We start from the raw sequence: 24,007 nt of genomic DNA, 5'->3' as shown, positions 1-24,007 counted from the left end.
CAATGGAAATTGCTATTATAGCACATGACGGTAAGAAAGCTGAAATGGTTCAGTTTTTAAACGAGCATCGGGAAATTTTACAACAAAAAAATATAAACTTAGTATCTACAGGAACAACAGGAGAGAAAGTGAGTAAGGCTGGATTTCAAGTAACGGCTATGCTTTCTGGACCTTTAGGAGGAGATGCACAAATTGCAGCAAGAGTAGCAGAAGGAAAGTGTAACATGGTGATTTTCTTTAGAGACCCATTGGATAAACACCCACATGAGCCAGACATTTTAATGCTAATGAGATTATGTGATGTTCATAATGTAGCTTTAGCTACAAACCCAACAACAGCCGAATTATTAATTAAAGCTATATAATTTTTAATAACCTGTTAATAAAAGTAGAGGTAGCTATTGTAAAACTTAGAATTTGGTTATATCTTTGTGCTAACAAAAACGTAAACGACTAAACAACTATGTTCGACTTTGATCAATATTTAGGATTTTTAGCATTCTTAACCATTTTAACAATTGGATTTTGGTTAATGATTTTCCTGTTAACTTTTGTAGTGCCTTATTGGATTTTTGGGGCGTCAATGGAACGTTTAAAAGAAATTAAAGAAGAAAAGAAAGCTGAGCGTGAAAGCTTAACGCACTAGATTGATAGCTTTTTATTTAATATTGAAGAGAGTGCTTTGTGCACTCTTTTTTTTTGCCGTATTCTACCATAATAAATAACGTCACGTATAATCTAGATTTAAGTAAATTAAAAGCCTCTGAAGTAAATATGAGTTTACAGCAGAGGCTTTTGAATTGTTTTTTGTTCTATTATTAATTTACACCTGTAGGACACCCATATTAAAAGGCTTTTCAATAGGAGCGTGGTTTGCTGCTTCAATTCCCATTGAAATCCATGTTCTTGTATCTAGAGGGTCAATAACAGCATCTGTCCAAATTCTTGAAGCCGCGTAATAAGGAGACACTTGGTTATCGTATCTGTCTTTAATCTTACTATATAGTTCATCTTCTTTTTCTTTTGTGATTTTTTCACCTTTCTTTTTTAGTGAAGCCGTCTCAATTTGAAGTAAAACCTTAGCAGCCGAATTTCCACTCATAACAGCGAGTTCAGCACTTGGCCAAGCAGCAATTAATCTTGGGTCGTACGCTTTGCCACACATAGCGTAGTTTCCTGCACCATAACTATTGCCTAGAATAATAGTGAATTTTGGCACTACGGAGTTACTTACGGCATTTACCATTTTTGCACCGTCTTTAATAATCCCGCTGTGCTCAGATTTACTACCAACCATAAACCCTGTTACATCTTGTAAAAATACCAAAGGAATTTTTTTCTGGTTACAATTTGCTATAAAACGCGTCGCTTTATCGGCTGAGTCATTATAAATCACACCACCAAACTGCATTTCGCCTTGTTTCGTTTTAACAAGTTTGCGTTGGTTGGCAACAATGCCAACAGCCCAACCATCAATTCTAGCATAGGCTGTTATAATGGTTTTTCCATAACCCTCTTTGTATTCATCAAATTCAGAATTATCCACCAAACGCTTTATGATTTCTTTCATATCATATTGGTCCGCTCTACTCTTTGGAAGGATACCATAAATATCATCTGGATTTTCTTTAGGCTTTTTAGAATCAGCTCTATTAAAACCAGCTTTATCATAATCGCCAATCTTATCAACAATCGATTTAATTTTATCTAAAGCATCTTTGTCATCTTTTGCTTTATAATCTGTAACACCAGAAATTTCGCAATGTGTGGTAGCTCCTCCTAGTGTTTCATTATCAATAGTTTCGCCAATAGCTGCTTTTACTAAATAACTTCCAGCTAAAAAGATACTTCCCGTTTTTTCCACTATAAGAGCTTCATCACTCATAATAGGTAGATACGCACCACCTGCCACACAGCTTCCCATAACGGCTGCAATTTGGGTAATTCCCATACTGCTCATTACAGCATTATTTCTAAATATACGACCGAAGTGTTCTTTATCAGGAAAAATTTCATCTTGCATAGGTAGAAAAACACCTGCGCTGTCCACTAGATATATGATTGGTAATCTATTCTCAATAGCTATTTCTTGGGCTCTTAAATTCTTCTTTCCTGTTATAGGAAACCAAGCTCCAGCTTTTACAGTCGCATCATTGGCCACAACAATACATTGTTTGCCACTTACGTAGCCTATTTTAACTACAACACCTCCAGAAGGGCATCCACCATGCTGCTCGTACATACCATCTCCAGCGAAAGCACCAATCTCAATAGATTTTGATTTAGAATCTAATAAATAATTAATTCGCTCACGAGCGGTCATCTTACCCTTAGCTTTATGCTTTTCAATACTTTTTTCACCGCCTCCTAATTTTACAGTAGCTAAGCGTTTTTTTAAGTCAGAAAGTAGGAGTTTATTGTGGTCTTCGTTTTGGTTGAATTTAATATCCATATGTCTTGCCCAATGATTTGGGTATTGTTATTAGTTAAAACTTTGTTTTTAATCGCGTACGAATTTACAAAAACCAATCGATGTATAGAAAGTGAAAACTTTGTAAAATTACATTACATGGAAATATCTTCCATGGTACTTAAATTATTTTATTGTATTTTTGCCCTAAATAAACAAATAATAAGATGAAAAGAGATAGAATTATTTATTACGTAACAACAGGTTTACTAACATTATTAATCTTGTTCTCAGCGAGTATGTATTTTTTCGATTATGAAAATGTAAAATTAGCTTTTGAGAGTTTTGGTTATCCAACTTACTTAATCTACCCTTATGCTACAATAAAACTTATAGGTTTGGCCGTTTTGTGGTTGCCAGGATTAAAAACTTTAAAAGAATGGACCTATGCTGGATTTCTTTATGCCTTTGTATTGGCCTTTTTTGCACACTTCAATATTGGAGACGGTGAGCATTTGGCAGCAATATTAGCAATAGTATTATTACTCACTTCATATATCTTTTATAAAAGAGTGTATTAATATGCTTTTCTAGTCGAGGTTTAGAATTTTAAATTAAATCGCTCACAATGATTTTTTTTATATTGGAGCTCTACAATTTAAACAACATAATAATTACGAATAATAGATGAAAAACATCATTGCATTTGCAGGAAGTAATAGTAGTACTTCAATTAATAAAAAATTAGCGACCTACACATCAGAATTAGTAAAAGATGTTAACGTGACCATCTTAGATTTAAACGATTTTGAAATGCCTATTTATAGCTCACAACGAGAAAAGGAGTCAGGTTTTCCAAAACAAGCTATTGAGTTTGTTAAATATATAAATGATTCAGATGGTATTATAGTTTCCTTAGCAGAACACAATGGTGCTTATTCAACAGCATTTAAAAATATATTTGATTGGGCTTCGAGGGTAGAGCAAAAAACATTTTTAGGTAAGCCTATGTTATTAATGGCAGCCGCTCCAGGAGCACGAGGAGGTAAATCCGTTTTAAGCATGGCATCTGATCGCTTTCCACGCCACAATGCTAACATTGTAGGGAAATTTTCATTGCCATTTTTTAGTGATAATTTTTCCGATGGAAAAGTTATAAATGAAGAGTTGAATAATCAACTTTTAGAAGAAGTTGAGCAATTTAAAAACAGCCTATAAGTGTTGTTTATAGAAGTAATATTTATATAAAATTAGGAGGTTGAAGCCTAAACGTTTCGAACTAAAGTCATGGGTGATTTATCAAAGGATATAAATTCAAAATTTGAGAATAATCGCATTAAAGCGATGATCAATATATTGTATACGGCGAATTGGATTTCGGCTGCGCAAATCGAATTCTTGAAACCCTTTGGTATTTCACCACAACAATATAATGTTCTTAGAATATTAAATGGCGCAGGTGTAGCATTGAACGTTCAGACGATTAAAAGTCGAATGATTGATCGCTCCCCAAACGTCACCCGTCTAATGGATAAATTATGCGCTAAAAATTTTATTGAGCGTTTACCTTCAGCAACGGATAGGCGCGTCGTGAAAATTAAAATAACCAAAGAGGGTAAAGACTTACTAGAATCTATTCCTAAAGATTTCAATCACGATTTAATTAAAAACCTTACTGAATCTGAAGCTCTTCAGCTAAGCGATTTATTAGATAAGATGCGCTAAACTATTGTTCCCATAGTGCTAAAATCCTTATCTTCAAATTAACAAATAATCGAGATTCGGTATATACTAAATAATTCTGTTTTATAACTAAAACTGCCCTTGTGTCAACTTATCAGAACACTAAAAGCTCCTGATTTTTGACTGTTCTTTTCGTTTAATTCACGATATTTGTAAATTGACTAACTTTAAAATTAAGATTGACTATGGCAATGAATAAAAATACAGTGTTAGCTTGGGCTACATGGATTATGTTATTTGTAGGTTTTGGATTAATAGCACTTGGTGCGTTTAGATACGATGATGTAGCAGGCTGGGGATTCGCAGCCGTTGGCGGTGGCTTTTTCTGTATTGCTTGGGTATTTAATGCCTTAAAGGGAAGAGTTTAAATAAATCGACCTATATCAATAACAAAACTATTAACAATCGTAAATTATAAAAAACAATGTCTGACGATAAAAAGGTAATTTTCGCAATGTCAGGTCTTACTAAGACCTTTCCAGGAGCAAATACTCCTGTCTTAAAAAATATTTATCTGAGCTTCTTCTATGGCGCTAAAATCGGTATTCTTGGTCTTAATGGCTCAGGTAAATCTACGCTATTAAAAATTATTGCAGGTGTAGATAAAAACTACCAAGGTGATGTGGTTTTTCAACCAGGTTATACGGTTGGCTACTTAGAACAGGAGCCGCAATTAGATGATGAAAAAACGGTTATGGAAGTTGTGCGTGAAGGAGCTGCTGAGACCGTTGCTATTCTTGATGAATATAATAGTATTAACGATCAGTTTGGTTTAGAAGAAGTTTATAGTGATCCGGATAAAATGGAAAAACTAATGAACCGACAAGCAGAACTTCAAGATCAGATAGATGCCTCTAATGCCTGGGAATTAGATACTAAATTGGAAATTGCAATGGACGCTTTGCGTACACCTGAAGGTGATAAGAAAATTGGTGTGCTTTCAGGTGGTGAACGTCGTCGTGTGGCATTATGTCGCTTGTTATTACAAGAACCAGACGTATTATTATTAGATGAGCCTACAAACCACTTGGATGCTGAGTCTGTACATTGGTTAGAACATCACTTAGCACAATACAAAGGAACTGTAATTGCTGTAACTCACGATAGATATTTCTTGGATAATGTTGCTGGTTGGATTTTAGAATTAGATAGAGGAGAAGGTATTCCGTGGAAAGGTAACTACTCATCTTGGTTAGATCAAAAATCTAAACGATTGGCCCAAGAAAGTAAAACAGCCTCTAAACGTCAAAAGACATTAGAACGAGAGTTAGACTGGGTTAGACAAGGGGCTAAAGGAAGACAAACCAAGCAAAAAGCACGTTTAAAGAATTACGATAAGCTAATGAGTCAAGATCAAAAACAACTTGACGAAAAATTAGAAATCTACATACCAAATGGTCCAAGATTAGGAACTAATGTTATTGAAGCCATTGGTGTGGCCAAGGCTTATGGTGATAAGTTGCTATATGACGATTTAAATTTCAATCTTCCACAAGCAGGTATTGTTGGCGTTATTGGACCAAATGGTGCTGGTAAAACAACCATATTCAAGATGATTATGGGAGAGGAAACCCCAGATAAAGGTGAATTTAAAGTCGGTGAAACAGCAAAAATCGCTTATGTCGATCAGAAGCACTCCAATATAGATCCTGAAAAATCAATTTGGCAAAACTTTAGTGACGAGCAGGAACTCGTTATGATGGGAGGAAGGCAAGTGAATTCCAGAGCATACTTAAGCCGTTTTAACTTTTCAGGAAGTGAACAAAATAAGAAAGTGAAATTACTTTCAGGTGGTGAACGAAACCGTTTGCATTTAGCTATGACTCTCAAGGAAGAAGGTAACGTTTTACTTTTGGATGAGCCTACCAACGATTTAGATGTTAATACATTACGTGCTTTGGAGGAAGGTTTAGAAAACTTCGCAGGATGTGCAGTGGTTATTAGTCACGACAGATGGTTTTTAGATAGAATCTGTACGCATATCTTAGCTTTCGAAGGTGATTCACAAGTTTATTTCTTTGAAGGTGGGTTTAGTGAATATGAAGAAAATAAGAAGAAAAGACTTGGAGGGGATTTAATGCCTAAGCGAATTAAATATAAAAAATTAGTGAGATAGGTAACTTTACAACTAGTATAATACATAAAAAGCCAGCTAAATGCTGGCTTTTTCTATAGATAAACTATTTTCAATATTAGGGTGAAAAAACACTAATTATCACCGTAAAGGTGACCGCTTGTGAAATCTTTATAAGACTTATCGGCATCTTTGAAAACATCGGTCTCCATAAGTTTCTTATTTTCAGCTTTTAATTTATACATCTTAATTATAGCAATTAATATAAAAATTAGAAATATAGTCGCTACAGCGATTAGTATCATAGTAAGTTGAGTGGTCGTCACAATTACAGCCTTTGAAATCAGATTAATATGCATATTCGTAGGTTTTAGAAATGGGTTCTAAGTAGCTAAGATAGGAAAATTACTATATGTTAAGTGCTTAATTGTAAAATAATTACAAATTAAGGCTTTATTGTTTATCGATGAACAGGTCTTAAATGTCGATAAACCACAGTGTTTTTAAGGAAAAAACAAAAGACAAGTTATTTAAAAAAAGAAGATTTTTTAGGAAGTTAATCGTACCATTTTAGCAACTGTACAACGATGGACTTATTCTCCTTATTAACCAATTTCTTAAACTTTTCAACATCACTTAGGCCATCAGTTCCTCTATAATGATAAGGATAAACACGTTTAGGTTCAAAATCCAAAACGGCACTTGCAGCACTTTCAACCGACATGGTATAAGGAAGATTCATGCAGATAAAGGCCTTATCAATATTTTCTAAATTCCGCATTTCTGGAATGTCTTCAGTATCTCCTGAAATATAAATGCGTTCACCATTAAGATTCAGGAGGTAACCATTTCCTCGGCCTTTAGGGTGAAATTTTAGAGCTTCTTCTCGCAAATTATACATTGGTATAGCTTCAATACTAACGGTTTCAATTTCATACGATTCACCATTGTTTAAAGTTGTAATTGCTTTACTCATAGTCTCAGGTAATAACTCTACAACGGCGGCAGGTGCAATAATAGGTATATTGGCAATCTCTAAAGCTTTTAAGGTTTCAACATCAAGATGATCGCTATGGATATCTGTAATCAAAATTAATGTAGGTGCTTTTTGATTACTAAATGCTTCTTTCCCACCAGTTGGATCAATATAAATAACACGATCTTCTGACTCTAATATAAATGTCCCATGAGAAATAGGTATTACGTTTACTGAAGTCTGACTAGTTTCGATAACAGTTTCATTCTGAAGGATGTCGGTATCTGTCTTTGAATTTTCATTTTTACAGTTGAAAATCACAAGAGCTAAACTAAATAGGAGTATTAATTTTTGACGATTCATTTGTTAAATATTTATAATAAATATAAGGATAATAGAATTTAATTTAACCAACTGTAACATTTTTAAGAATCTTGCTACATATAAATAAAGAGCTAAAGTTTTTATAGTCCTAAAAAAAAACCGAAATTGCTTGTCAAGAAATAATGTCCAACTAAAAAACAACACACCATATGTCTGATGATTTTGATTTATTAGAAACAAATTCCAACGAAAAAACCGAGAAAGTCGATGTAAATTGGGGAAAAGCCATTGACCAAATGAAGTCTAAATTGGCACAGGAAGATGATCCTGAAAGTCGTCAGAAAATATTGAATGCTACATTAGATAATGTGGTAGATATGGCCGAGAAGGACAGAAGCACCTTATTAGATGCTATTAAAGATCTAACCGATTATCAAGATGAAGTTGGTATTATGTTCGAAGGCTTTTCGGCCTTAAATGAAGCGGAACAGAAAATAATCGATGACGCCATTAAGCGTCTAGAACGTGCTAAAGTAGAATTAGAAGATGCTCAAAATAAACCAGATACTTGGTGGAATAATCTTTGGGGTAGAAAAAGTAAAATAAAAGAAGCTGAGGAAGAACTTAAAAAAGCTCAGAAAGCTCGTGATGCTTCAGATAACGAAGCCAAAGCAATGTTTCAACAACGTATTGAAACTGCAGATGTTCAAACCTTATTAAACGAATTGTCTTTTAAAAGTCAGGCTGCTATTAAGCGTTTAAAAGACAGAGAACTTGAAATAAAAGAGGTTGAAGAAAGTCTAAAAACTGCCATTGTTGAAGCAAGTAACAACCATACCAAAGCACTTCAGAAGAAAAAAGAAGTTGAAGATAAGCTCGAAGAACAATACGCTTTACTCAAGCAAGCCCGTCAAGCTTTAGAAGAAGTTTCAGATAAGCAGTCAACTGAATATTCAGACGCCTTAAGTCAAGTCACTACCTTAGAACAAAAAGTAGAAGAATTAGAGGGACTTAAAAACGCTTATACCACATTAGCAGCCTCTAAAGATAGTTTTGTGCACAAGCATAACTTAACAATTAAAGTATTAACCTCTTTACGTAGTAATTTGCAAACTCATCGTGCAAAATTAAAGTCAGATACAGACGAACGACTTAAATATTACGATGGTTATGTTGTGGCATTAAAAGCACGTACAGATCAAGAGTTTGCTGCAATTTTAGAGCATTTAGGTGTTAAAACCGATGAACATATTGGTGAAACGTTAGCCGCTATGCACACAGCAAGTGCAAAGGCACGTCAAGAAATGATGGATAATATTCCAGTTCACGAAAAAGTAATGCAAGGTGTTTACGGAAGTTATGCTGAGGCCTTACAAGAAATTAGAGCAAAAGATAAGTCTATTCAGAAGAATTTTGCAGAGCGTTATGGGATTGATATGAAGGAGATTTTTGAAGATTATTACGCTGCCGATGCTAATGCACCAAGTGGAGGTGAGGAAGCGGCAGGTGAACCAAAACCAAAAGCTAACGAAGACGATTTGTTAGGTTAATCTATTAATGATGGCGTTACCTACTTTTGTTTTTATGACAAAAGTAGGTCAGGCTTTCACTACTCGCTCTCTCCGAGGAGCTCAAACAGACCGTTCAATCCTTAACGCAAATTCAAATTGTATTATGACAAATAAGGGAATATTAATCTTTATGCTAATTTTTTTTATAGGGACTTCTATATTTAATTATTTCGTTCTTTACGAACAAGATTTAACTCGAACCCTAACGACTTCCATAATATCATCCGTATTACTGCTTATATTTTTAATAGTAAAACGAAATTGGAATAAGAGACAGGAAACCGAATCAAAATAATAATTAATCTTAAAATCAATATTGCCAACTGCCAATTCAAATGATAGTTACACCTCTAGATTCCGCAATTTTAGATTCCAAAGAGCAATATGTGTTCTATCACAAAATGATAGATTTTGCACTAAAGGAGCTAATCGTTGCGGTTCAACAAAAACAAATATTGAACCAACAAGAAGTGCTTCTGTTTAAGCAGTACAGTGACCTATTATTATATTCTATCGAAGCAATGCGTGTGAAATACATGTATGACGAGGAAGAAAATATGAGGGTAGATTTAACAGATTCAGGATTTCCTAATTACTTAGAATTTAGATATCTATTTAACGATTTAGAACTGCGAAAAGATTATCTAGATAAGCTTACTAGTATTGATGTTTTAAAGGAAGAGTTTCTTGATACTTTAATGAGAAAGAAAGAACCTATTTCGAAACGAAAACTCTTTCAAGCCGCCTCAATCGTTTATTATACATCGGCGAAGAAAGAATACATTTTTAATCGCTTTGTACAAGGTAAAATCATTTCAGTAACAGAAGGCTCTCCTGCAGCACATTTAGTGAGTTGGAGCTTTTATGATGTCTCTCATAACAGGCCCTTTATTTGTTATATGTATTTCAATTACGATGGTAAAAATGTGCAGGATCATAAGGATGAGATTTATGCTGTTCTTAAAAATGTAGCAGATCGTGATATGAATTTAGACACTATGGCCTATGCGATTGATAAACGCTTACCTAAAGTATTCCCAAAACGTATTAGACGTGTAGATTTAGGACCGCTACACAATGTTTTTGCCAAGGACGAAAATAAAGTTACACATGTTATTCTGGAAGGTATCGCTAACAAAAATGTGCCCTTAGATTCATATGCCATTTCATTTCAAATTGATGAATTAGATTCGGCGAGCGAGTTTAAAGAAGGTAGTTTTTTTAGCAAGCAAACCTTCCAACGTTGGGATGCTATTTTCGGAACACGTTATGTTTTTGCACCACACAGAATTATACAATTATTGTATAATAAAACACCAGAAGTGATGAATAATTTGGCTTTAGCCCCAATTCAAGTTTCTGAACTTAAAACGAAATAAGTTTACCGTCGCAGTCTCAGTTTGCAGACTTGCGACAACATTAACTAAATAAGAACACACAGTTTTAGGTGAAATAAGCAGAGTTCTATGAGCAACTGTTTGCTGCTACCAAGACTGAAGACTATAAAAAATGGAACACAATTCTACTTTCCCTATAAAACAAAATGAACTTGATATGCTTCGTGATGAAGCAACGTCATATTTGAAATCCATACAGTGGGAGCAAAGTCAGCGTGCAAAAAGAAAAGATGGTGACGCAAAGGATGAATCAATTTTGTTGTATTTATCCCGAGCAAATAATGGAAGTAATGTGAGTATAACTTCGGTTTCAAAAACTGTTTTAGCCTTAAAAAAACGATTGGTGCCAGAGTCTGTCGCATTGCCTGTTTTTCTCAATCAAACTTTATTTGCTGTACAAGAAGCTTTAACTCTAGGGATTTGGATAAAAGATTCCTTTTCAGATGCATCAGGATTATCGAGTTTAAGCGAAAATAAATCGGCATTAGATAGCTCAGGAAGACGAGAATACGAAAGTAAAATGCATACGGCCACAGCCTTTATGTTGTTTGCTACGGCTTATAAAATTTTACACGACTTAAAACCACATGCTTCAGACGATTTATCAGTGATGAAACAAAAGTTCGCCGGAATTCCTGAAGTATCATTGCTAACACCTCTAAAAGGGGTTTCATGTCAGTTATTTTATTACGATAAGTATTTGGGTCACCCTGAAATTATCAAGTCTGATCAGGATGTTATTGATTTTACGGTGGTTTATTTTGAGGCCTTAATAGGAGAAATTCAATTACGAAAAAGTAGTTTAGAATATACTGAAACGATTTCAGACCGAACTTATAAGTTAGAAAACAGTGATTTTGTGGTTTCAGGTTGGGAAAATGTGTTTCAAGGCACCGCAAAAAGTATCGAATTTAATAAAATTAAATTCGAACAAATTGTTGGAAATAGAGATGCTAAACATTTTGCTCACCGTTTAACAGAACGCATGTTGAGTTATGATTTTGAAGCCATGAAAAATCCATTTCAAGAATTAGGTGGATTCATGCCTGTGTTTATGGGCTACGGAATTCCAGGAACAGGAAAAAGTATGTTAATCGCAGCTATAGCAACGCGTTTAAAAGAACATTCTGATAATTTAGATATTCCGTTTTTATTTCATCCTATGCCTGACACCTTGATTAGCACATTTCAAGGTGGATCTGCGGAAAAAATGGTAGAATGGATGAAGCCTTTGCAAGATCCAACGAAATTGATTTTCGCCCCAATAGATGATGCTGAAAACAACCTTCAAGAACGTACAACCCAAGGTGTTTCTGCAGGTGTCAAAGAAGTGATTGGTGTGTTTTTAAGATATACTGAAGGTGCTTATGCTGTAAATTATGGAAATAGTTCCATTGGGTTATTTACCAACCTACCTGAAATGTTAGACAAAGCTGTAATTTCTCGTGTACAAGGTCGATTTAAAATTGATGGAGCACGAACGGAACACGACTTTGTTGATCAAGATTATATATGGTGGCGAAAGTTGCAAGAAACAATGCCCGATTTCGTAAATATGAAAGATCCAGCAAGCTATAAATATCTTTCAGATCAAGGTTTAGCGAAAACAATGGGAGAAATTCTTCAAACGGTTGAAAGCCCAAGTGAGGAAAGAATTCATGATACTTTTGACAAGGTAGAAAAACTTCATCAACCAAATGATCATATGTTTTATGCGACCTTATATAAAGAGATCCAAAAGATATTTCCGTTTTTCTCTTCTAGAGATGTACGAAATATTCAGTCGGCAATTTCTTTACGCTTAACTGATTTCGATTTAGAACAAGATTGGTTTGAGCATCCTGAAAAGTATTTCAAAAAGGATTATCAAACAAAATTCAATATGCTTCAAGAGTTGATGAAATCTAATATGAAAGGCTTAAACTTCTCAGATATCAGAAGGCAGGAAGTAATTCGCTATTTAGACAATGTCGCTACTATCGCAGATACAGATTTCAAACGAAAAGTCGATGAAAGAGTTAATCAGTTAAATATAGAAACAGAGGCAAGAGAACAGTTTGGAAAGCGGGGTTAATTGTGATTCTATTAGTGCTAATAAGTGAAATTCGTTTCAAATTTATCTAAATGCAAAATTTAAAAAATATAAAAAAGACCACCCTTTCAAAACAATGGGCCACATTAGAGCGTGTTGATTACGATTATCAATTCAAAACGGGTGAATGGAAATCGGTATCAAGAGAATGTTATAATCGTGGTGATGGTGCGGCAATTTTGTTATACAGTCCTGAAAAAGGAACCGTGCTATTAACCAAACAATTTAGGATGCCAATTTATCAGAATAATAAAGAAGAAGGCATGTCTATTGAAGTTTGTGCTGGTGCGATAGATAATAATGACCATCCGCTTGAAACGATTCTACGAGAAACTGAAGAGGAAGTGGGTTACAAAATAACCAATGCTAAACAAGTTTTAACGGCTTATACCTCGCCAGGAGCTTTAACCGAAAAGATGTACTTGTTTGTAGCAGAATACAAGAATGCCATGAAAATTAACGAAGGAGGCGGTTTAGATAGTGAAAATGAAGAAATCGAAGTGATGGAGCTTCCGTTTTCAAAAGCTATTGAAATGATGAATAAGGCTGAAATTATTGATGCGAAAACAATTATGTTATTGCAATACGCTCAAATAAATAACTTGATAATTCCTGTGAAAGTAGGAATATGATAATTTGAAAGATGAAGATCTAATTAAGAATCGTTGAGTTTTTTTTAGAATTTTCAAAATTTGAGATTTAATTATAAAAAATGAGATTCCTGTGTGCGCAGGAATGTAAAAGATGAACAAATTAGAAGAAGCAAAACTATATAGAAGTGAACTCATTCCCATCAGTGGGAAATTAATTGAGCGCTATAACAAATGCTTAAAAACCTTAGGATTTACAGAGACTAACCTGACGTCGTTTTTTATAGATGGCATAGGTTGGAGTCCAGAAGTTGCTGAGGAAAAAAAGAATATGCATTACCTAAATCATGGCGATGCTAATCCGCACGGCATTATAATCACACCTTTACAAAAGGGAAAACCAGTATATCTGCCATTCCATTCTTTTGATAAAGAAATGATGCAACATGTATTTAGAACGCATGGTGCTAAAATCAATGATATAACAAGAGATTCTGCCGTTTGTATTGATTTCGATCAAAATATCGATGTATTTTATGAACCATTAGATGTCTTAAAATATGATAATGTCGATATCACCTTTAGGCTGATAGATAATTTAGAACAGGTTCAAAAAGACCAGTTATACCTTGTAGAAAAGTTCAATAGAGATACTAACTTCATAGATGAAAATATTCATCAAGAATTATTGAATTCTGCTAGAACCTATGGAGATTTACGTGAAAGAGATTTAGATCTTCATCCTTTAAATTTTACAACAGGCTCCTTTTATACAAGAGCATTTGATGGTGTTTATCTTTTAAGGGACTTTATTAAACCTATTGTGATTTTTGAAAGTGAGGCCTCTTATAAAGAAGCTATAAAAGATACAATTCATGATGTTTTGATATATCATATATCTCAACCAGAATTAGTAGCTAAGCTAAAAGACCATATCATCATTGAATGTGATTTAGAGCATATGGTGAGCACTTCAACATATGAAAGAGTCAAGAAATATGAATTAGCACAATTTTTAAAAGAAACCCAGCATCCTATAAAAGATATCTTGAATGATAAAGTGCTGTTCAAAAGCTACTTAAATAAAATAGATATCGAATCTAGAAAAAGAGTAATGAGTGTTGAATTATATCTAGAAAAATTAGAAAGAAGTAATGCTTATAAAATTGAAGACATTGTAGATCAAGAATTTTATTTCGCTTTGCACCAACCGCATTCTTCATTATCCGCAGAGCATCGTGATTTAATTCATAAGTTGCTGATTAATATTGCGCCTTTAGATGTGTTGTTCCTATATTGGTACGATAAAGAGCAGTTTTACAAGAATTATGAAACTTGGGATGACTCCTTTAAGGATTGGGTAATTGAGAGAATTCGTAACAATATCTAAGTTTTTTAGACTAATTTAGTAGAGTACTTGTTTCTCTCCCAAGTCTAAAAACAAACAAGAAACAAAAATTATATAAAAAGCAATGGGCTTCATACTTAGTGCTTTGTTCTAAAACTATAGACTATGACACTCGAAATAATAATTTTTATAGCTTCAATATTGTTTGGAATTCTACTGTATTGGAGAGAGTCTAAAAGCAATAAAATTTACCGTTTTTTCAATAAGATTTTCTATTCTAAAGAATTGCAAATGGACCCAAATAGTACCAAAGGATTTCTTTACGAGCAATCCTTTCTAATGCGTTTGGTATATATAGGATTTTTGTTTCTAATAGGAATTGTGGTGGTAAGATTTATAATCCCTATTGATTTAGCTACAGTGTCCTTGTTCGCATCGAGCATTTTTGGTACTTTATTAGGTACTTATCTCGCGGCATTTGTTTTTAAAACTTCTGAAGTAGTAGAAGAACAAAGCGATTCTATTGGGGATTTGGTCGAAGATGCTGTTGAAAAAGGAAAAGGGTTTATTGAAGACTTAAAAACGAGAGAGCCAAAGGTGGTCGAAGAGGCTAAAAAAGAAATTGAAAAAGAGCCAGAAGTAAAGAAGCCAAGTGCGAGAGAACGTTTAAAAGATAAGGGGTTGATGTAGACCTTTTAAGAATTAGAGAAATTCTATTAAGCATAGTTCTTGTGCTTAAGGTGGAAAAAATAACAAAAAAAATACGCAAAGCGAAAAACAGAGTTTAGCAGATTTAAAAAATAACATATGATTAAAAATTACTGGAACAAAGGAGGTAAGCAAAAACGAATCACCATTTTCATTGGCTTGACACTATTAGTGGTATTGTTTTATTTCAGAGACGATTACCAACCTGCTTTATTATTTGTACGTAAATACATTTTTATAATATTACTTAGTGCACTGGTATTATTCTTAGGCTTACGTAAATTTAGGAACTCTTCCGGTGTCGGTGGACGATTAGGTATTTTAGCCTTACTCATCCTATTCTTCGGTGTATTATATGTTTTCGGTTGGCATTTAAAAATGTACGATTACATGAAAACCTATAATGTTTATAATAGTTTGAACAAAATCGAGATTCACGAATTGCCTTTAACTCAAAACGAACGAATTCAACCCTTAAGAAATATCTTTTCTATGGCTAACGAAAGTGTTGGCGAAACAAAAGATGTATCCTTGCCACATTTGGTTAGAGTAGATCATCAGAATAAATGGACAATGGCGATTCAACCGAGTGAAAAATACATCATGCAGCGTATTAGTGATAATACAGAAGAAGTATTTTCAGTGAGCAGTACAACCCCTTTTCCGCGCTTTTCTAATGAAAACCGTATAGATGTTACCTTTTCAATTGGAGAGTCCTTAAAGTTTAGTCGTAACACCTATAATGCTGTGGTGCAACGTTTCAATCCATGGATGTTGTTTAATCACGAGCCTAGTGACACGTTTTATATGAAAGATGATAATGACGAATGGGTCCAGGTAGTAAGCTTAATTAAATGGAAAGGTTTTTTCTTTCCTTACCCAAGTTTTGGAGGTGTAATGATCATTGAAAATGGAGAGCATGATTTTAACGATTATATAGAGCGAATTCTAATTGGAAAAGGAACTTATGTCAGTCCAGATGAAATTAAAAACTATCCGTTTTTAATGAAACAAAATACCTTATCTGAAAAAGTTTCACAATTAGAAGCAGAATCTTTAAAGTTCTTAGGTGGATTTAGTGATCCTTTACCTTGGAATATGAAAACTGCCGTAAAAATTCCTTTAATGCCAAAAGACCAAAATCAGCAGCCATATGTTACTGATTTCGACTTTTCAGGCTCTAATACAGATGCGTATAGCGGATTGTATCATTGGTTTGGTTTAGAGCCGGTAGGCGATGAGCGTACAAGTTTAAGTTATAGTGTATTTGTTCCAGCGGACGGAACAGATAAATTATATTATTACGATCATGCCACCAAAAAACAAGGTTATGCTGGTGTTTCGGCTATGCCTTTAAAAGTGAAAGAATCTAAAAAAGAATACGATTGGTCCGCGAGTACACCTGTAGAATTCAGACCTTATATAAAAAATATAGCAGGAAGAAAACGTATGTTTTTCTTAGGAACTATTTCTTCCATAAGTTCTTCCGATGCACAACAATTTGATGGTGCAGCAACACCAGATTTAGTTTTAATTGATAGCGAATATAGAGATGTCATTTGGATAGATGTTAAGCATCCAAGCACTTGGGATCAGGAAGTATATTATCAATTAAATGAAGCTTGGAGAGCCAGCGAAGGCATTGGTTATTATTATAACGAGCAACCAAAACAAGATGAGGATATCATGGAACGTGCTATGGATTCCTTAATGAGTATTCCTAAGGTTGATGATAACACTGATAAAATAAATGCTTTACAAAGACAATTGGATTCGTTGAAAGCAGCGAGTCAGCAATAGAAAAGTTTAGTAACTAATAACTTAAAAGACCTTTTAGAATTATAACTCTTAAAGGTCTTTTTCGTATACAATAAAGTTATGAGTAGGTCAATAGCATCTTTATATCCGAGCGTTTATAAATAACATCAGGTTCCAAGTCTACCTCTTTGAATCCGTATTTTCTATATAGGTGAATTGCATTTTCTAATTTAGTAGAAGAATAGAGTAGAAGGCCTTTTAAATTTTGTTGTTTGCCAAAGTCTATACAATATTGAAGTAATTGTTGCCCAATTTTTTGACCACGTTCTTCAGGTGAAACCGCCATTTTAGTCAATTCTAAAATTCCCTCTTCTCTGGTAGGCATCAAAGCAACGGTTCCAACAATTTTATCAATTTTCTTAGCAAAAAATATATAACCACCTTTATCAATAATATATTTGCTTGGATTACTTAATACAGCCTCATCGATAGGCTCTACATCGAAATAGGTTTTCAGCCATTCGATATTTAAATCATAGAAGCTTTTATCGTATTCTGCCTTATAATGAATGATCTTAATTTCCATTTGCTCTCATAAAATCTGTTATCATATAGGTAATTAATTTACCAACTTTGGTTGCCGTCTTTTTGGTTGGAGCAGCTTCACAAATATGTAAATAAGCCGCATTTTCATGTTTTCCAAAATAATGTACAAACTGTCGGGCTTTCTTTGCACTAAATCCACTTGGCGTCATGGCGCTACTTGGAATATTTCTAATAGCATCGCAATCAATTTCAATTCCGAAGGATTTGCCAGAAACATGTTCTAAGGCTATTTTCATCTCAGATTTAAAGTCAAGTTCTTTCCTTACTTCAATAGCTTCATAAGTATTGAATTTAATAGATTTGATTTTCTTAATAGTTTTAAAAATAGTATCGGAAGTATAATTTTCGTGAAGTCCAAAAATGAAATAATTTTTTAAGAAGCCTTCAGCAAATGCATAAGTAAATCCATTCCCACTATGTCTACCTTCTTCAGCTCTAAAATCTGTATGTGCATCAAAATTGACGACGTTTATTTTATCATTCTTACCTAAAGAAGTCCCTTTTATATTGCCATAAGCATTGTTATGACCTCCACCAATAATTATAGGATTTTTCCCAGCCTTAACAATGGTTGCTACAATATGCGACACATCTTTATCTATATTTTCAACGAAGTCCCTAACTTGAAAGCGTTCTTTTTTCTTTGATAAATCTAGCTTTAATAACTCCTCTCGTTTTTCAGAATAGTCTAAATGACCTAAGATTAATACACGTTTTGGATTTGTAAGACTATTCTCTTGAATATTTAACAAAACTTTTAGAGTAGCGTCCCAGGCCTTAGAAGTGCCCGGATTTCCGAGGTTTCCATAAACTCCTATATCCTCTTTAATACCAAACAGGACATAGTCAACGTCTAAATTGTTAATATCCTCGTATATATTAGTGAGGTTAGTAGGTAACTTAATATGTTCTCCAAATTTTGATTCTGATTTGCGTTTATTTAAAAGAGCTCGTTTTTCTTTTTCTGTAAATAATATGAGATGTTGCATTTGGATAGTTAATTTTAATAAATAAAAGTACAGTTTTATTACTTACATTGACCTCAAATTTAAAAATTATAACAAGTATTAATACTACTTTAAAACAAACAGTTTATGGAAGGTTCACAAAAATCAAATACAGGATTAAAAGTTGGATTAGGTATACTTTTAGTATTGTTCTTAGGTACAGCATTTTATACATCAAAGCTTTATAATGATAAGCAAGAGAATGAAAAAGTGTTGACTAATGAGAAGCAACAAGTAATGAATGATCTTAATAATATGGCCAAAGATTATGATGAGGCTATAGCAGAGAGCGAAATAAAAAATCAAGATTTAATTGAGGCGAGAAATCGTATTCAAGTACTAATGGATTCTCTTAAAGTATCACAAAATAGTGTAGGTAGTTTATGGAGGTATAAAAAGAAGTATTTAGCCTTGCAGGAAGAAATGGATGTGTTATTAGCAGAAAATGATCGCTTGAAGGTTGAAAATAAATATTTAGCAACGTCTTTAGATAGTACGCAAACGCAGTTAGCCGAACGTACTATGTTTACGGATTCACTTTTAGTACAAAACACAGAATTGTCTACTGTTGTAAAAGATGCAGCAGCACTACAGACTGTTGGTTTAGTTGGTATGGGAGTTATTGAAAGAAGCAGTGGAAAGCAAATTCCAACAGAACGTGCAAGACGAAGTGACAAAATTAAAGTTTGCTTTACGGTAGCTAAAAATATGCTTGCAGAGGCAGGTGATAAAGAATTATACGTTCAGGTTATAGACCCTAAGAACAATGTACTAGGTTCTAATGATCAGATTGAATTTGAAGACCAAATATTGAATTATAGTTTGATTAGTAGATTCAACTATGAGAATAAAAACTTAAATATTTGTGAGTATATCAACGAATTAGATGATTCTAAGTTTGAAACTGGACGTTATACAGTAAATGTGTTTAATGAAAAAGAATTAATCTCTTCTACGGAGTTTGAATTGAAATAATTTCGACTAATTGAATTAAAAAAAAATCCGAAAGACAACTTTCGGATTTTTTTATTTTTAATAGTTCTTATTGCTCAGAATGCTTGACTAAAACCTGACCATTAATTATGACTTGTTCCACGGGATTGTGAGCAAATGCATAAGGAATCTCACTATAGTGGTTCATTGGCTTGGTAATTATCAAGTTGGCTTTCTTCCCTCGCGTAATGCTTCCGTACATATTACTTATTCCCATAGCATAGGCACCATTTACAGTGGCAGCGTTAATAGCCTCCTCTGGAGTTAATCTCATTTTAACACAAGCTGCACTGACAACAAAATTCATATTTCCACTAGGTGAAGAACCCGGATTGTAATCCGTCGCGATTGCTAAAGGTAAGCCTGCGTCTATAATTTTTCTACCTTGAGTGTAAGGAATGCTTAAAAAATAAGAGCAACCAGGTAAGGCAACTGAAATGGTTTCACTGCCTTTTAATGCTTCAATATCGTCATCATTTATTTCCTCTAAATGATCTACAGAAAGGGCATTGTGTTTAACTCCTAAAGCAATCCCACCAACAATATTGAATTGATTTACATGGATTTTTGGTCGAAGATTATATTTATTTCCAGCCTCTAAAATAGCCTCAGTGTCATTAATATCGAAATATCCTTCTTCACAAAATACATCTACATAATTAGTGATATTAAGTTCGGCAGCCTTAGGTATTAATTCGTCTGTGATATACTTAATGTACTCTTGCTTATTAGAATGGTATTCTTCGGGAATAGCATGTGCAGCCAATAGAGTAGGGATGATAATGGCTAAACTCTCTTGCTTCATACGCTTTATAACTCGAAGCATTTTTAATTCCGCTTCAACCGTAAGACCATAACCTGTTTTAATTTCAACAGCTCCAGTTCCCATTGCGATCAAATCATTTAATCGCTTTACGGATTGTTGATACAATTCTTCTTCAGAGGTTTCTTGTAATTTTTTAGCAGAATTTAAAATACCTCCGCCTTTATTGGCAATATCAGCATAACTTAAACCATTAATCCTATCTACAAACTCAGAAGTTCTATCTCCGGCATAAACAATATGTGTATGTGAATCGCACCAAGAAGGTAAAACAATTTTTCCGGTGGCATCAATTACCGTTTCAGCATCTATGCTGTAGTGATCTTCCATTAATCCATATTCTATGATTGTATCATGTTCCATATAGATATAGGCATTTTCTAAAATTGGAAGTTCTTTCATTTCACTACCTTTTAAAATTGTAGTATTTACATCACGGACTTGAATTAACTGTTTAATGTTGGTAATTAGTATAGACATAGTGGTTGGTGTTTTTGTAAAGATTAGCTTTTTTTTTCAAATTAAAAAACAAATCCAAAGAATGAAAATGCTGAATAAATGAAAATTATAGAAATGTAAAAATAAAAAAAGCGTTGGCAGATAGCCAACGCTTTAGTTTTATAATGTGTATAAAATTATTGTTTTACAAATTTGAATGTTGACTTATTATTATTATTATTATCAAGTTTTATAAAATACACGCCATTACTTAAGTTAGAAACATCTAAACCGTGAATTGCACTTAAAGTACTATTAAAAACTTTTTCACCTAAAATATTATATACAGATACCTTCATATCTTCAGTTTTATTACTCTTTAAATATAAAGTGTTTTTAACAGGATTCGGGAATAATACGATTTCTGTTGTTTCAAAAGATGGAGTCGATAACGTCGTATTATTAAAGAAAACATTAAGGTCGTTTAATAAATAGCTTATTGTAGCGATGTCTAATTTTTCATCATTATTGAAATCGGCCAATGCCATAGAGAATATGGTACCTGTAGTATCGTCTAAAATAAGTTCTTCACCTAAAGAACCATCTTCGTTTCCTTCAAAAACTATTAAATCTACACCAGAGGAATAGCTGTTTCCTAAAATTAAATCGTTGTATCCATTGTTGTTTATATCCGCAACATTTACGGCTCCACCATGTGAAAAACTAGTAGGGACTACTGTTTCTGTAAACGTAGTTTCAATACCTGCTGTGTCACTTGAGTACCAAGCTAATGTAGCATTGCCTGTAGTTGGTTCAGAATCAGACTTTACAATGTTTAAGTTCCCATCATTATTTACGTCAGCAAAAATTACAGACCATAACCATCCATTATCTGAATCTACAGTAGTTGTGTACGGTTCAAAAGGAACATCACCTGAAGTATCTAAACCATCCTGAACAAGTTTATTGTCATATAGCTTAATGAAGCCACCTGAAGTATAACCAACAACCACATCTAAGTCGCCATCACCATCAAAATCAGCAATATCGAATGATCCAGGACCTGAATTAGCAGCTTCTTGTGCTAAAATTTTCATTGGTCCAAAAGTGCCATCACCATTCCCTAAAAAGTAAACAATTCCATCTAAATAATATCCAGATACAATAATATCTAAGTTACCGTTAGGGTCATTGTCTATATTCGCTACTTTAACAGCGCCAGCTCCATCAATTTCGGATGAGATTAATTGAGCAGGTTGAAAAGTTTCGTCTCCATTATTTTGAAACCAAACTAGGTTGTTACTTCCACCTCCAGTCGCAATTATATCATTAAATCCATCATTGTTTAAGTCTGCAATTGCAATACTTTCTATAAAAGATAATGCAGCTGTGCCTGTTGCTTCAAGTATAACTCCTGGAGAGAAGGTTTCATCTCCATTGTTTTTATACCATGCCACTTTGCTGCCATTGTACGTGCCAATAGCTAAATCTGTATTGCCATCACCCGTTAAGTCTGAAGCAGCAACAGCATATGGTCGTGCGCTTGTGTTGCTATCAATTGTGCTTTTAATAAACTCAATTTGTGCGTTACTAGTCAAGCCTATTAAAAGTAAACTTGAAAATAAAAGTAATTTTTGTTTCATAATTATGTGAATTGATTAATAGTTTATTGATTAATTGAGGCTTCCAACCATATTTTCTGGTTTAACCCATTCGTCATAATCCTCTGCAGAAACATAACCTAGATTTATAGCTTCTTCTTTCAAAGTCGTGCCATTTTTATGTGCTGTATTAGCGATTTCAGCTGCCTTATAATAACCAATCTTAGTATTTAAAGCTGTTACTAACATTAAAGAGTTGTTTAGTAATTCTTTAATTACTTGATGGTTTGGCTCAATACCTATTGCACAATGCTCATCAAAACTTACACATGCATCACCTAGTAACTGTGCCGATTGTAAAAGGTTAGCTGCCATCATTGGTTTGAAAACGTTAAGCTCATAATGACCTTGTGTACCACCTACAGATATCGCCACATCGTTACCCATTACTTGTGCACAAACCATAGTTAAAGCTTCACATTGTGTTGGATTAACCTTTCCTGGCATAATAGAACTTCCTGGTTCGTTGGCTGGAATAATAATTTCTCCAATTCCAGAACGTGGACCTGAAGCCATCATTCTAATATCATTAGCGATTTTGTTTAAAGAAACGGCTAATAATTTTAAGGCTCCATGAGTTTCTACAATGGCGTCGTGTGCAGCTAATGCTTCAAACTTATTCTCTGCAGTAATAAATGGTAAACCTGTAAATTCTGAAATATATTTAGCAACTAATACGTCGTAACCTTTTGGTGTGTTTAAACCAGTTCCAACTGCTGTACCTCCTAAAGCTAGTTCACTTAAGTGAGCTAAAGTATGTTCTAAAGCTTTAAGTCCATGGTCTAATTGAGACACATATCCAGAAAACTCCTGACCTAAAGTTAATGGTGTTGCATCCATTAGGTGAGTACGACCAATTTTTACAACATTCTTAAATTCAAGTGATTTTTTGTGTAAGGTATTACGAAGTTGAATAACTCCAGGAATAGTCGTTTCTACAACTTTTTTATAAGCGGCTATATGCATTCCCGTTGGGAACGTATCGTTAGATGATTGTGATTTATTTACATCATCATTAGGTTGAATGGTTTTTTCACCTTCACCAATAATTTTCCCAGCGATTTGGTGTGCGCGATTAGCAATAACTTCGTTAACGTTCATATTACTTTGAGTTCCAGATCCCGTTTGCCATATAACTAACGGAAATTGGTCATCATGTTTTCCTTCTAAAATTTCATCGCAAACTTGTGCAATTAAATCGCGTTTTTCTTTAGGTAAAACCTCTAACTCACAATTAGTATAGGCTGCTGCTTTTTTAAGGTATGCAAAACCATAAACAATCTCTAAAGGCATTGATGCTGGAGCACCAATTTTAAAATTATTTCTTGAACGTTCTGTTTGCGCTCCCCATAATTTGTCGGCTGGTACTTTTACCTCGCCCATTGTATCTTTTTCAATTCGGTAATCCATAATATATAATGTATTTAAAGCTTTTGCAAAATTAAAGTTTTTGTAGGTTTAATCGTGTATTATACAAGGAATTATTAC

The 24,007-nt window shown here is 33.8% G+C and carries 23 protein-coding genes; 15 read left to right on the top strand and 8 right to left on the bottom strand.

What is annotated here, in order from left to right; translation table 11 throughout:
* Positions 1-2: 2 nt before the first annotated feature.
* Positions 3-365 (top strand): methylglyoxal synthase, encoded by a 363-nt coding sequence (locus DFQ11_RS06965; protein ID WP_110475146.1) that lies wholly within the window; start codon positions 3-5, stop codon positions 363-365.
* Positions 366-463: 98 nt separating this feature from the next.
* Positions 464-646, top strand: a complete 183-nt coding sequence (locus tag DFQ11_RS06960; RefSeq protein WP_110475145.1) for a hypothetical protein — start codon at positions 464-466, stop codon at positions 644-646.
* A 177-nt stretch (positions 647-823) separates the two neighbouring features.
* On the opposite strand, the gene DFQ11_RS06955 is transcribed toward DFQ11_RS06960, so the two are convergent.
* A complete protein-coding gene (locus DFQ11_RS06955; RefSeq protein ID WP_110475144.1) occupies positions 824-2,452 on the bottom strand; it encodes an acyl-CoA carboxylase subunit beta in 1,629 nt (542 codons plus the stop codon).
* A gap of 185 nt (positions 2,453-2,637) precedes the next feature.
* On the opposite strand from DFQ11_RS06955, the gene DFQ11_RS06950 reads away from it, so the two are divergent.
* The 5 genes from DFQ11_RS06950 to ettA all read left to right on the top strand — a co-directional run bounded on the left by DFQ11_RS06950 (position 2,638) and on the right by ettA (position 6,269).
* The gene (locus DFQ11_RS06950) at positions 2,638-2,991 is read left to right on the top strand and encodes a DoxX family protein (RefSeq protein WP_110475143.1); all 354 of its coding nucleotides are present in this window, start codon (positions 2,638-2,640) and stop codon (positions 2,989-2,991) included.
* A 106-nt stretch (positions 2,992-3,097) separates the two neighbouring features.
* Complete coding sequence (locus DFQ11_RS06945) at positions 3,098-3,628, top strand: NADPH-dependent FMN reductase (protein ID WP_110475142.1); 531 nt, start codon at positions 3,098-3,100, stop codon at positions 3,626-3,628.
* A 69-nt stretch (positions 3,629-3,697) separates the two neighbouring features.
* On the top strand, positions 3,698-4,135 hold the full coding sequence (locus DFQ11_RS06940; RefSeq protein ID WP_110475141.1) for a MarR family winged helix-turn-helix transcriptional regulator: 438 nt from the start codon (positions 3,698-3,700) through the stop codon (positions 4,133-4,135).
* Between the two features lie 203 nt (positions 4,136-4,338).
* Positions 4,339-4,521: a CAL67264 family membrane protein gene (locus DFQ11_RS06935; RefSeq protein WP_110475140.1), complete on the top strand. Its 183-nt coding sequence runs from the start codon at positions 4,339-4,341 to the stop codon at positions 4,519-4,521.
* 56 nt (positions 4,522-4,577) lie between these two features.
* A complete protein-coding gene (gene ettA / locus DFQ11_RS06930) occupies positions 4,578-6,269 on the top strand; it encodes an energy-dependent translational throttle protein EttA (RefSeq protein WP_110475139.1) in 1,692 nt (563 codons plus the stop codon).
* A 92-nt stretch (positions 6,270-6,361) separates the two neighbouring features.
* Here the strand turns inward: ettA and DFQ11_RS06925 are convergent, their stop codons facing one another.
* Both DFQ11_RS06925 and DFQ11_RS06920 read right to left on the bottom strand, forming a co-directional pair.
* Positions 6,362-6,586: a hypothetical protein gene (locus DFQ11_RS06925; protein ID WP_110475138.1), complete on the bottom strand. Its 225-nt coding sequence runs from the start codon at positions 6,584-6,586 to the stop codon at positions 6,362-6,364.
* Between the two features lie 197 nt (positions 6,587-6,783).
* Positions 6,784-7,566 carry an MBL fold metallo-hydrolase gene (locus DFQ11_RS06920; RefSeq protein ID WP_110475137.1) on the bottom strand — a complete coding sequence of 261 codons (783 nt, stop codon included), beginning with the start codon at positions 7,564-7,566 and terminating at the stop codon, positions 6,784-6,786.
* 170 nt (positions 7,567-7,736) lie between these two features.
* On the opposite strand from DFQ11_RS06920, the gene DFQ11_RS06915 reads away from it, so the two are divergent.
* The 7 genes from DFQ11_RS06915 (at position 7,737) to DFQ11_RS06880 (ending at position 17,033) form a co-directional block, all read left to right on the top strand.
* Positions 7,737-9,077, top strand: a complete 1,341-nt coding sequence (locus DFQ11_RS06915; RefSeq protein ID WP_110475136.1) for a coiled-coil domain-containing protein — start codon at positions 7,737-7,739, stop codon at positions 9,075-9,077.
* A gap of 356 nt (positions 9,078-9,433) precedes the next feature.
* Positions 9,434-10,477 carry a hypothetical protein gene (locus DFQ11_RS06905; protein WP_110475134.1) on the top strand — a complete coding sequence of 348 codons (1,044 nt, stop codon included), beginning with the start codon at positions 9,434-9,436 and terminating at the stop codon, positions 10,475-10,477.
* Positions 10,478-10,607: 130 nt separating this feature from the next.
* On the top strand, positions 10,608-12,569 hold the full coding sequence (locus DFQ11_RS06900; protein WP_110475133.1) for an AAA family ATPase: 1,962 nt from the start codon (positions 10,608-10,610) through the stop codon (positions 12,567-12,569).
* Positions 12,570-12,619: 50 nt separating this feature from the next.
* The gene (locus tag DFQ11_RS06895; protein WP_110475132.1) at positions 12,620-13,219 is read left to right on the top strand and encodes an NUDIX domain-containing protein; all 600 of its coding nucleotides are present in this window, start codon (positions 12,620-12,622) and stop codon (positions 13,217-13,219) included.
* A 112-nt stretch (positions 13,220-13,331) separates the two neighbouring features.
* Entirely contained in the window at positions 13,332-14,567 is a 1,236-nt protein-coding gene (locus tag DFQ11_RS06890; protein ID WP_110475131.1) for a DUF6638 family protein, read from the top strand.
* A 123-nt stretch (positions 14,568-14,690) separates the two neighbouring features.
* Positions 14,691-15,215, top strand: a complete 525-nt coding sequence (locus DFQ11_RS06885) for a hypothetical protein (RefSeq protein ID WP_110475130.1) — start codon at positions 14,691-14,693, stop codon at positions 15,213-15,215.
* Positions 15,216-15,332: 117 nt separating this feature from the next.
* Positions 15,333-17,033 (top strand): hypothetical protein, encoded by a 1,701-nt coding sequence (locus tag DFQ11_RS06880; RefSeq protein ID WP_110475129.1) that lies wholly within the window; start codon positions 15,333-15,335, stop codon positions 17,031-17,033.
* Positions 17,034-17,109: 76 nt separating this feature from the next.
* Here DFQ11_RS06880 and DFQ11_RS06875 read toward each other — a convergent pair whose 3' ends face one another.
* On the bottom strand, positions 17,110-17,577 hold the full coding sequence (locus DFQ11_RS06875) for a GNAT family N-acetyltransferase (protein ID WP_110475128.1): 468 nt from the start codon (positions 17,575-17,577) through the stop codon (positions 17,110-17,112).
* The gene (locus tag DFQ11_RS06870; protein ID WP_189342999.1) at positions 17,567-18,586 is read right to left on the bottom strand and encodes a formimidoylglutamase; all 1,020 of its coding nucleotides are present in this window, start codon (positions 18,584-18,586) and stop codon (positions 17,567-17,569) included. Before DFQ11_RS06870 ends, DFQ11_RS06875 begins: the two co-directional genes overlap by 11 nt.
* Before the next feature lie 105 nt (positions 18,587-18,691).
* On the opposite strand from DFQ11_RS06870, the gene DFQ11_RS06865 reads away from it, so the two are divergent.
* Entirely contained in the window at positions 18,692-19,579 is an 888-nt protein-coding gene (locus DFQ11_RS06865; protein WP_110475126.1) for a chromosome partitioning protein ParA, read from the top strand.
* 67 nt (positions 19,580-19,646) lie between these two features.
* On the opposite strand, the gene hutI is transcribed toward DFQ11_RS06865, so the two are convergent.
* The 3 genes from hutI to fumC all read right to left on the bottom strand — a co-directional run bounded on the left by hutI (position 19,647) and on the right by fumC (position 23,929).
* Positions 19,647-20,900, bottom strand: a complete 1,254-nt coding sequence (gene hutI, locus DFQ11_RS06860; protein ID WP_110475125.1) for an imidazolonepropionase — start codon at positions 20,898-20,900, stop codon at positions 19,647-19,649.
* Positions 20,901-21,055: 155 nt separating this feature from the next.
* The gene (locus tag DFQ11_RS06855; protein WP_110475124.1) at positions 21,056-22,501 is read right to left on the bottom strand and encodes a T9SS type A sorting domain-containing protein; all 1,446 of its coding nucleotides are present in this window, start codon (positions 22,499-22,501) and stop codon (positions 21,056-21,058) included.
* 30 nt (positions 22,502-22,531) lie between these two features.
* Complete coding sequence (gene fumC / locus DFQ11_RS06850) at positions 22,532-23,929, bottom strand: class II fumarate hydratase (protein ID WP_110475123.1); 1,398 nt, start codon at positions 23,927-23,929, stop codon at positions 22,532-22,534.
* Positions 23,930-24,007 lie beyond the last annotated feature (78 nt).

This window comes from Winogradskyella epiphytica (assembly GCF_003217215.1).
Lineage (GTDB): Bacteria > Bacteroidota > Bacteroidia > Flavobacteriales > Flavobacteriaceae > Winogradskyella > Winogradskyella epiphytica.
The sequence above is the reverse complement of the archived record's forward strand: the minus strand, read 5'-3'. Positions and strand labels throughout refer to the sequence as shown.

Excerpts from the sequence above, each read along its gene's own strand:
- DFQ11_RS06965 (WP_110475146.1), top strand. The coding sequence starts at position 3 with ATGGAAATTGCTATTATAGCACATGACGGTAAGAAAGCTGAAATGGTT.
- DFQ11_RS06960 (WP_110475145.1), top strand. The coding sequence starts at position 464 with ATGTTCGACTTTGATCAATATTTAGGATTTTTAGCATTCTTAACCATT.
- DFQ11_RS06955 (WP_110475144.1), bottom strand. The coding sequence starts at position 2,452 with ATGGATATTAAATTCAACCAAAACGAAGACCACAATAAACTCCTACTT.
- DFQ11_RS06950 (WP_110475143.1), top strand. The coding sequence starts at position 2,638 with ATGAAAAGAGATAGAATTATTTATTACGTAACAACAGGTTTACTAACA.
- DFQ11_RS06945 (WP_110475142.1), top strand. The coding sequence starts at position 3,098 with ATGAAAAACATCATTGCATTTGCAGGAAGTAATAGTAGTACTTCAATT.
- DFQ11_RS06940 (WP_110475141.1), top strand. The coding sequence starts at position 3,698 with ATGGGTGATTTATCAAAGGATATAAATTCAAAATTTGAGAATAATCGC.
- DFQ11_RS06935 (WP_110475140.1), top strand. The coding sequence starts at position 4,339 with ATGGCAATGAATAAAAATACAGTGTTAGCTTGGGCTACATGGATTATG.
- ettA (WP_110475139.1), top strand. The coding sequence starts at position 4,578 with ATGTCTGACGATAAAAAGGTAATTTTCGCAATGTCAGGTCTTACTAAG.
- DFQ11_RS06925 (WP_110475138.1), bottom strand. The coding sequence starts at position 6,586 with ATGCATATTAATCTGATTTCAAAGGCTGTAATTGTGACGACCACTCAA.
- DFQ11_RS06920 (WP_110475137.1), bottom strand. The coding sequence starts at position 7,566 with ATGAATCGTCAAAAATTAATACTCCTATTTAGTTTAGCTCTTGTGATT.
- DFQ11_RS06915 (WP_110475136.1), top strand. The coding sequence starts at position 7,737 with ATGTCTGATGATTTTGATTTATTAGAAACAAATTCCAACGAAAAAACC.
- DFQ11_RS06905 (WP_110475134.1), top strand. The coding sequence starts at position 9,434 with ATGATAGTTACACCTCTAGATTCCGCAATTTTAGATTCCAAAGAGCAA.
- DFQ11_RS06900 (WP_110475133.1), top strand. The coding sequence starts at position 10,608 with ATGGAACACAATTCTACTTTCCCTATAAAACAAAATGAACTTGATATG.
- DFQ11_RS06895 (WP_110475132.1), top strand. The coding sequence starts at position 12,620 with ATGCAAAATTTAAAAAATATAAAAAAGACCACCCTTTCAAAACAATGG.
- DFQ11_RS06890 (WP_110475131.1), top strand. The coding sequence starts at position 13,332 with ATGAACAAATTAGAAGAAGCAAAACTATATAGAAGTGAACTCATTCCC.
- DFQ11_RS06885 (WP_110475130.1), top strand. The coding sequence starts at position 14,691 with ATGACACTCGAAATAATAATTTTTATAGCTTCAATATTGTTTGGAATT.
- DFQ11_RS06880 (WP_110475129.1), top strand. The coding sequence starts at position 15,333 with ATGATTAAAAATTACTGGAACAAAGGAGGTAAGCAAAAACGAATCACC.
- DFQ11_RS06875 (WP_110475128.1), bottom strand. The coding sequence starts at position 17,577 with ATGGAAATTAAGATCATTCATTATAAGGCAGAATACGATAAAAGCTTC.
- DFQ11_RS06870 (WP_189342999.1), bottom strand. The coding sequence starts at position 18,586 with ATGCAACATCTCATATTATTTACAGAAAAAGAAAAACGAGCTCTTTTA.
- DFQ11_RS06865 (WP_110475126.1), top strand. The coding sequence starts at position 18,692 with ATGGAAGGTTCACAAAAATCAAATACAGGATTAAAAGTTGGATTAGGT.
- hutI (WP_110475125.1), bottom strand. The coding sequence starts at position 20,900 with ATGTCTATACTAATTACCAACATTAAACAGTTAATTCAAGTCCGTGAT.
- DFQ11_RS06855 (WP_110475124.1), bottom strand. The coding sequence starts at position 22,501 with ATGAAACAAAAATTACTTTTATTTTCAAGTTTACTTTTAATAGGCTTG.
- fumC (WP_110475123.1), bottom strand. The coding sequence starts at position 23,929 with ATGGATTACCGAATTGAAAAAGATACAATGGGCGAGGTAAAAGTACCA.